The following is a 7,390-nucleotide window of genomic DNA, read 5'->3' on the forward strand; positions in this document are numbered from 1 at the left end:
TGGTCGTCATACGTGACTAGGTATTCGCAAACGCTTCCTGCATTCTACGAATTTCAGGAAGCCGCGCCTTGGCTTCCTCGTAGCCGCGTTCGATCGCTTCCCCGGCCCGGTGGAATTCCGAAAGGCCCATGTCGCTGAGACGCGGATGCAGCGAGATATCCGGCGGATCGCCGGCAAGCCGGGCGCGCGAAATTCTATCCTGAATGATGTTGAAGGCCTGTACCATCACGCCGGTCATTCCCAGGCGTGCATAAGGTGCCTCCTCCTGCTTCTGCATTTCCTGAAGCGTAAGGCTTGCATTGTGCTTGACGACTGCGGAACGGCCGAACAGATCGTAGTTCAGATTGACAGCGACGACGAGCGGCTCTTCGTAGCTGCGGCAAACCGAAACCGGCACCGGATTGACCAACGCGCCGTCGACCAGGGTCCGGTTGTTGCTGCGGACCGGCTCGAAGATGCCGGGTAGAGCATAGGATGCGCGCAGCGCGGTAATCAGGGAACCATTCGCAATCCAGACCTCGTGACCGGTGTTCACTTCCGCGGCAACCGCCACAAAGGGGCGGCTGAGGTCTTCGATGTTCAAGCCCTCGAGATGCTCTTGCATCCGCTTCGTCAGACGCATGCCGCCGAAAAGCCCGCTACCGCCGATCGTGAGGTCAAGCAGGCTTGCAATACGCCGCATCGTCAGCGACCGGGCGAAGGCCTCTAGCTCATCCAGTTTGCCGGCAAGATAGCAGCCGCCGACAAGCGCACCGATGGAGGTACCAGCGATCATGCCGACTTCTATTGCTGCCTCGTCCAGCGCGCGCAGCACGCCGATATGCGCCCAGCCGCGCGCTGCGCCACCGCCGAGCGCCAGCGCAATCTTCGCCTTGTTAGGGAGAAGGGAGGAGTCTGCGGGGGGCGTAGTGGCTGGGACTGTCGGACTGCCGGAAGCGGAATTATTTGCCTGAGAGCCTTGGCGGTTCAAATTCCAATTCAGCATGTTGCGCCTCCCTCGCGGCAGAAACATAGTCGTCTGTAATACTCGTCCCGTAGTCTTTCCAAATCGTATATAACCGCCGTTCCTTGGCCCAAAAGCAAGCAGACGCCGCCACGCGCTACTTGCCGTAGACGTCTTTCGGGTCGAAATGCAGCTCATCATCGACGATGTCGAGCATCGGCTTTCCGTCCTGAAGATTAACCGTCCGGTAGAAGCAGGAACGCCGTCCAGTATGGCACGTAGCATCGTGCCCCGCGACCTCTACTTTAAGCCAGATTGCATCCTGATCGCAGTCGGTGCGTATTTCCTTGACCATCTGGACGTTGCCGGAAGTTTCGCCCTTCATCCAGAGTTTGCCCCGCGAGCGGCTGAAGTAATGTGCCTTCCGTGTCTGGATCGTAAGCGCAAGCGCTTGTGCGTTCATATGCGCGACCATCAGCAGTTCGCCGTCATGCGCATCGGTGACGATCGCGGCGATCAGGCCACGATCATCGAAGCGCGGCGTGAAATCACCGGCGTCTTCTAGTTCGGATTTGTCTTCGGACGGCGCATTAAATGCAAATGACATCAGTCGGCTCCCTCATTGGAGCCGATATCAACGGCTCCGTACCATCGTCATGAAGCGGGCTTGCTCAGCAGGCTCGGCCTTGAAACTTCCAGTAAAGGTTGTCGTCAATGTGGTGGAGCCTTGCTTCTGAACGCCGCGCATGGCCATGCACATATGCTCAGCTTCAATCATGACCGCAACGCCGCGCGGACGCAGCGTTTCGTCGATCGCACTTGCGATCTGCGCCGTCATGGTTTCCTGAGTCTGCAGGCGGCGCGCATAGATCTCGACGACGCGGGCGATCTTCGAAAGGCCAAGCACCCTGCCATCGGGAATATAGGCGACGTGCGCCTTGCCGATGATCGGAACCATGTGATGTTCACAATGCGAGAAGAAGGGAATGTCCCGCACGAGCACCATGTCGTCGTAACCGGCGACCTCCTCGAAAGTGCGGCCAAGCACCTCTTCCGGGTCCATGTCGTAGCCGGCGAAGAGTTCGCGATAGGCTTTGGCGACGCGGGTAGGGGTATCAATCAGCCCTTCACGCGAGGGATCGTCACCAGCCCAGCGGAGCAGGACGCGAACTGCGTCTTCCGCTTCCTTCTGGCTGGGGCGTTCCGAGTCACGGTTGGTCTGCGGAAAATTCTTTACGATGGCGTCCATACTGCTCAAGTCTCCTGATCCGCGAATGTGCGGATCGTCTTTCGGACTCGCCACTGGCATCCCTTGTCAGGAATTTTGCACCTTTGGCAGGCTCCGGGGCTTTCGGGGCAACTTATCGCCCGTCCGGCACGGTTTCCTAATCAAACTTACCCGAGGCCATTGCATTTTTATGGCCTTCGAACGACATACATATAGGAAGACGGCGTCGTCATGTAAGTATGCTAACACGACACGGTGTGTTTTTTGTTTGTGTTACAATGACCGCCGAATGAGCCGGTCCGCGGCAATCTGGAGCGGAATTCATCATGGAAGACATCTATAACACCAAAATCCTCGAATTTGCAGGCAATATTCCGATGACCGGCAGCATGCCGGATGCCGACGCCAGCGCCAAGGCCCATTCGAAACTCTGCGGTTCCAAGGTTACGATCTGGCTAAAGATGAAGGGCGACACGGTGACGGATTTCGCCCATGACGTGAAAGCTTGCGCGCTCGGTCAGGCTTCCTCCTCGATCATGGCGCGCCACGTCGTCGGCGCGACCGCCGGCGAAGTGCGTAAAGCCCGTGAAGACATGCTTGCGATGCTGAAGGCGGACGGGCAGGGTCCGGAAGGCCGCTTCGAGGATATGCGTTACCTTCGCCCGGTCAGGGACTACAAGGCGCGGCACGCCTCCACCATGCTGACTTTCGACGCCGTCGTCGACGCAATCGGGCAGATCGAAGCAAAACGCGCCGAAACGGTTGAGGCTTGAGCGGCGCGAGCGATGTGCGAATTCTGTTCCATCAGTCACAATGAGCAGGAGGACGAAGGCGGCGCAGCCGGCCCTCGGAAAGAGCCGCTGCGGTTTTCCCGAAACTACACCGGTCCCTTCCGCAAGACCCCGGATCGCCTGCTCGGAATGGGCTTCATCCGGCTTTATCAGCTGACCTTGTCCGGCTTCGTCGGTAACTCGTGTCGGCACATCCCCACCTGTTCCGAATATGGCTATGAGGCCATTGCCCGCCATGGGCTTTGGGCCGGCGGCTGGATGACGCTCTTCCGCGTCGGGCGCTGCGGCCCGGGCGGCACCAGCGGGCTCGATCCGGTTCCGGAGGCGCTCGAGCGTCGTTTTTATTGGTGGACGCCGTGGCGCTATCTTGCGCTCGGACGAAAAGCAGGCTGACCGCATGTCCATGCCGGGTATGACCACCTACGTCGCCCTCCTTCACAGTATCGTGCTCGGGCCAGGTCGCCGTGTGGCGATGTCAGATCTTCGCGACATGACGGAAGCACTCGGCTACCGCAATCCGCGGACGCTCGTTTCCACGGGCAATATCGTTTTCGAAGCAGCCGACGCACCACTCGGTGACATCGAGGCAAAACTTGAGACAGCCTTCAAGGCACGGTTCGGCAAGGCTGTCGATATCATCGTCCGCAGGGGCGGGGATTGGCTGAAGCTCGCGGAGGCCAATCCCTTTCCGGACGGTGAAGGCAGTCAGGTCATCGTCCGCGTCATGCGAAAGCCTCTCGATCGCTCCGTACTAGACGCGCTCGAGAAGTACACCGACCCCAATCAGCGTCTGGCGTTCACTGCCGGCGATCTCTGGATCGATTTTGCCGGTAAACCCAGCGAGTGGAGGCTACTCTCGGCGCTGACCACCAAGCGCATGGGCGTCGGCACGCTCCGCAACTGGAACACGGTGCGCGGTCTTGCCGAAATGATCAGCTGAACCTGCTTTTTCTTTACTCGCTCGCCAAATCTCGGTATCAGGCGGCGGCGCGTTCGCACGGACGAAGCGCTTCATTGCAACCACCCGCATTCGTTGGCGGGACTGGACAAGGAGAATATCGATATGTCCCAATCCGTTTCCCTTACTTTTCCTGACGGCAACCAGCGTAATTTCGAGCCGGGCACGACCGGCCGCGACGTTGCCGAATCCATTTCCAAGTCGCTCGCCAAGAAGGCCGTCGCCATTGCGATCGATGGCATGGTGCGCGACCTTTCCGACCCCGTGACGACGGGCAAAATCGAGATCATCACCCGCAACGACGAGCGCGCGCTGGAACTCATCCGCCACGACGCAGCACACGTTATGGCCGAAGCCGTGCAGGAGCTCTGGCCCGGCACGCAGGTCACGATCGGCCCGGTCATCGAGAACGGCTTCTATTACGACTTCGCCAAGAACGAGCCCTTCACACCTGACGATCTGCCGAAGATCGAAAAGAAGATGAGGGAGATCATCGCCCGCAACGCGCCCTTTACCAAACAGGTCTGGTCGCGCGAAAAAGCCAAGGAAGTGTTCGCGGCCAAGGGCGAGCAGTACAAGGTCGAGCTTGTCGATGCGATCCCGGAGGGCCAGGATCTCAAGATCTACTATCAGGGCGACTGGTTCGACCTTTGCCGCGGGCCGCATATGGCCTCCACGGGCCAGATCGGCAATGCCTTCAAGCTGATGAAGGTGGCCGGTGCGTACTGGCGCGGCGACAGCAACAATCCGATGTTGACCCGCATCTACGGTACGGCCTTTGCCGAGCAGTCCGAACTCGACAACTACCTGCATATCCTTGCCGAGGCCGAGAAGCGCGATCATCGCCGTCTCGGCCGTGAAATGGACCTCTTCCATTTCCAGGAGGAAGGACCGGGCGTCGTGTTCTGGCACGGCAAGGGCTGGCGCATCTTCCAGACGCTTGTCGCCTACATGCGCCGGCGGCTGGCGGCCGACTATCAGGAGGTCAACGCGCCGCAGGTTCTCGACGCCTCGCTCTGGGAGACTTCGGGGCACTGGGGCTGGTACCAGGAAAACATGTTCGCGGTAAAATCCGCCCATGCGATCACCCATCCCGACGACAAGGAGGCGGACAACCGCGTCTTCGCGCTGAAGCCGATGAACTGCCCTGGTCACGTCCAGATCTTCAAGCATGGCCTGAAATCCTATCGCGAACTGCCGATCCGCCTTGCGGAATTCGGCACGGTCCATCGCTACGAGCCGTCCGGTGCACTGCATGGCCTGATGCGTGTGCGTGGCTTCACGCAGGACGATGCGCATATCTTCTGCACCGACGAGCAGATGGCTGCCGAATGCCTTAAGATCAATGACCTGATCCTTTCGGTCTACAAGGACTTCGGTTTCGACGAGATCACCATCAAGCTCTCCACGCGCCCGGACAAGCGCGTCGGTTCGGACGATCTTTGGGATCGCGCCGAGAGCGTCATGACGGATGTTCTCACGACGATCCAGCAGCAGTCGAACGACATCAAGACCGGCATTCTGCCGGGCGAGGGCGCGTTCTACGGTCCGAAGTTCGAATATACGCTGAAGGATGCCATCGGCCGCGAATGGCAATGCGGTACGACGCAGGTCGACTTCAACCTTCCGGAACGCTTCGGTGCCTTCTACATCGACAGCAATTCGGAGAAGACGCAGCCGGTGATGATCCACCGGGCGATCTGCGGCTCCATGGAGCGCTTCCTCGGTATCCTGATCGAGAACTTTGCCGGCCACCTGCCGCTCTGGGTCTCGCCGCTGCAGGTCGTGGTCGCGACGATTACTTCGGAGGCGGACGGCTACGGCCAGGAAGTTGCCGAAGCGTTGCGCGAGGCCGGGCTCAACGTCGAAACCGACTTCCGTAACGAGAAGATCAACTACAAGATCCGCGAACATTCCGTTACGAAAGTTCCTGTCATCATCGTCTGCGGCAGGAAGGAAGCCGAGGAGCGCACGGTCAATATCCGCCGCCTCGGCAGCCAGGAGCAAACCTCGATGTCACTCGACGAGGCGATCGAGAGCCTTGCCTGGGAAGCGACGCCGCCGGATATCCGCCGCAAGATAGAAGCGAAGCGGGCAAAGGCCGCCTGAGCTCTGTCAGACGGATGTCATCGCTTTGATACATAACCGCCCGGTCTTCAATAGAGGCCGGGCGGTTTTGCGCTTCAAACAGCTATCCTACGCCAGCGATAACGATCCCCGCTTCAAGCGCTGGCTGATCCGCTCGATCGAGGGTCTTTCGGGCCGCAACCGCTATGTTCGTTTCTATGAGATATGGCGCACCGACATCGTGCCATCGCGCGAGCGCGTCTTCGGCAAGCTCCTCGACCTCATCGACGTCGATCTCGATATCCGCGGAAACTGGCCTGCCGCCGCACCTGCAGGCAGACCCCTGGTCATCGTCGCCAATCATCCGTTCGGCATCGGCGACGGCATAGCCGTCCTGTCTCTCGCCGAGCAGCTCGGCCGGCCGTTTCGTGTTCTCATTCACAATGAGCTGCTGAAGCTGCCTGAGATGGCTGACTACTCGCTTCCGGTCTCTTTCGAGGAGACCAAGGCAGCGCTTGCCATCAATATGGACACGCGTCGCGAGGCGGTCCGCCTGCTGAAGGAAGGTGTAACGGTCGTCATCTTTCCGGGCGGTGGCGTAGCGACGGCCAAGAACGGTTTCGGCCGCGCACAGGATCTTCCATGGAAGATGTTCCCGGCCAAGCTCGTCCAAGCGGCCGGCGCCGACGTCTTGCCCATCTATTTCGAGGGCCAGAATGGGCCGCTGTTTCACATTGCCAGCCGGTTTTCGCTGACGCTTCGCCTCTCGCTTCTGATCCGGGAGTTTCGGCGGCTGTCGGGCAAGACGATTGTCGCCCATGTGGGGCAGATCCTGCCGTACGAAGAACTGCGGAGGAGTGATCGGAAGGGTTTGCTCGCGGCGCTTTACGGCGCGGTCTTTTCTCTGGCGCCCGTCAGGGGGCAAAAGAGCATCTGAGGATCAATCAGCATCCGCGCCGCCCGGTACCAGCTGCTCATAGGAGGGGAGCGGCGCACGCGCGGAATTCTGCGGTTCGCCGGCGGCTGCCGGCTGCGGTTCCTGCTGCAGCGTCGTGGCGGCGCTGGTGGGTTCCTGCGGCTGTTCGTCCTTCATGAGCACTTCGACGTCTGTATTCCTGCCAGCCTCGACCTTGAAGTCGCGCTGATAGATCTTGTCCTTGTTGCGCGCGACGGCTGTATACTCGCCTTCCGCCAGAACCATGGTCGGGAAGGCGCTGACGCTTTCGCCGACGCTGTCGCCCGCAGCCGTCAGGATCGACCAGGCCGTGTCCGCGATCGCTTCGCCGCCGGCGTCTGAAACGAGCTTGAAGTTGATCTGCGCCGCGCGGTGCTGGATCGTCGCTTCGGTTAGCTTTCCGGCCTCGACCTGGATATCGGCACGAATGACAGCGTTGACGGCTCCG

Annotated in this window: 8 protein-coding genes and 1 pseudogene; 5 read left to right on the forward strand and 4 right to left on the reverse strand. The window is 60.1% G+C overall.

From position 1 onward, the window contains the following. Positions 1-16 precede the first annotated feature (16 nt). The 3 genes from ACPYOI_RS05805 to folE form a co-directional block, all read right to left on the reverse strand. The gene (locus ACPYOI_RS05805; protein WP_481417087.1) at positions 17-985 is read right to left on the reverse strand and encodes a patatin-like phospholipase family protein; all 969 of its coding nucleotides are present in this window, start codon (positions 983-985) and stop codon (positions 17-19) included. Between the two features lie 115 nt (positions 986-1,100). After that, positions 1,101-1,550, reverse strand: coding sequence for a phosphoribosyl-AMP cyclohydrolase (gene hisI, locus ACPYOI_RS05810; protein WP_481417088.1), 450 nt, complete (start codon positions 1,548-1,550; stop codon positions 1,101-1,103). A 27-nt stretch (positions 1,551-1,577) separates the two neighbouring features. After that, positions 1,578-2,192 (reverse strand): GTP cyclohydrolase I FolE, encoded by a 615-nt coding sequence (gene folE / locus ACPYOI_RS05815; RefSeq protein ID WP_168831230.1) that lies wholly within the window; start codon positions 2,190-2,192, stop codon positions 1,578-1,580. A gap of 305 nt (positions 2,193-2,497) precedes the next feature. Between folE and ACPYOI_RS05820 the strand changes: the two genes are divergently transcribed. The 5 genes from ACPYOI_RS05820 to ACPYOI_RS05840 all read left to right on the forward strand — a co-directional run bounded on the left by ACPYOI_RS05820 (position 2,498) and on the right by ACPYOI_RS05840 (position 6,924). Then, on the forward strand, positions 2,498-2,944 hold the full coding sequence (locus ACPYOI_RS05820; protein ID WP_481417089.1) for an iron-sulfur cluster assembly scaffold protein: 447 nt from the start codon (positions 2,498-2,500) through the stop codon (positions 2,942-2,944). A gap of 12 nt (positions 2,945-2,956) precedes the next feature. Beyond that, positions 2,957-3,355 (forward strand): membrane protein insertion efficiency factor YidD, encoded by a 399-nt coding sequence (yidD, locus tag ACPYOI_RS05825; RefSeq protein ID WP_481417090.1) that lies wholly within the window; start codon positions 2,957-2,959, stop codon positions 3,353-3,355. A 19-nt stretch (positions 3,356-3,374) separates the two neighbouring features. Beyond that, entirely contained in the window at positions 3,375-3,902 is a 528-nt protein-coding gene (locus tag ACPYOI_RS05830; RefSeq protein WP_481417116.1) for a DUF1697 domain-containing protein, read from the forward strand. A 123-nt stretch (positions 3,903-4,025) separates the two neighbouring features. After that, the gene (thrS, locus tag ACPYOI_RS05835) at positions 4,026-6,029 is read left to right on the forward strand and encodes a threonine--tRNA ligase (protein WP_481417091.1); all 2,004 of its coding nucleotides are present in this window, start codon (positions 4,026-4,028) and stop codon (positions 6,027-6,029) included. Positions 6,030-6,096: 67 nt separating this feature from the next. Next, the gene (locus tag ACPYOI_RS05840) at positions 6,097-6,924 is read left to right on the forward strand and encodes a lysophospholipid acyltransferase family protein (RefSeq protein WP_481417117.1); all 828 of its coding nucleotides are present in this window, start codon (positions 6,097-6,099) and stop codon (positions 6,922-6,924) included. Between the two features lie 3 nt (positions 6,925-6,927). Here ACPYOI_RS05840 and ACPYOI_RS05845 read toward each other — a convergent pair. Next, positions 6,928-7,390, reverse strand: a pseudogene (locus ACPYOI_RS05845) (hypothetical protein); the annotation flags it as partial.

Source organism: Rhizobium sp. SVR5-2C, from assembly GCF_056755115.1.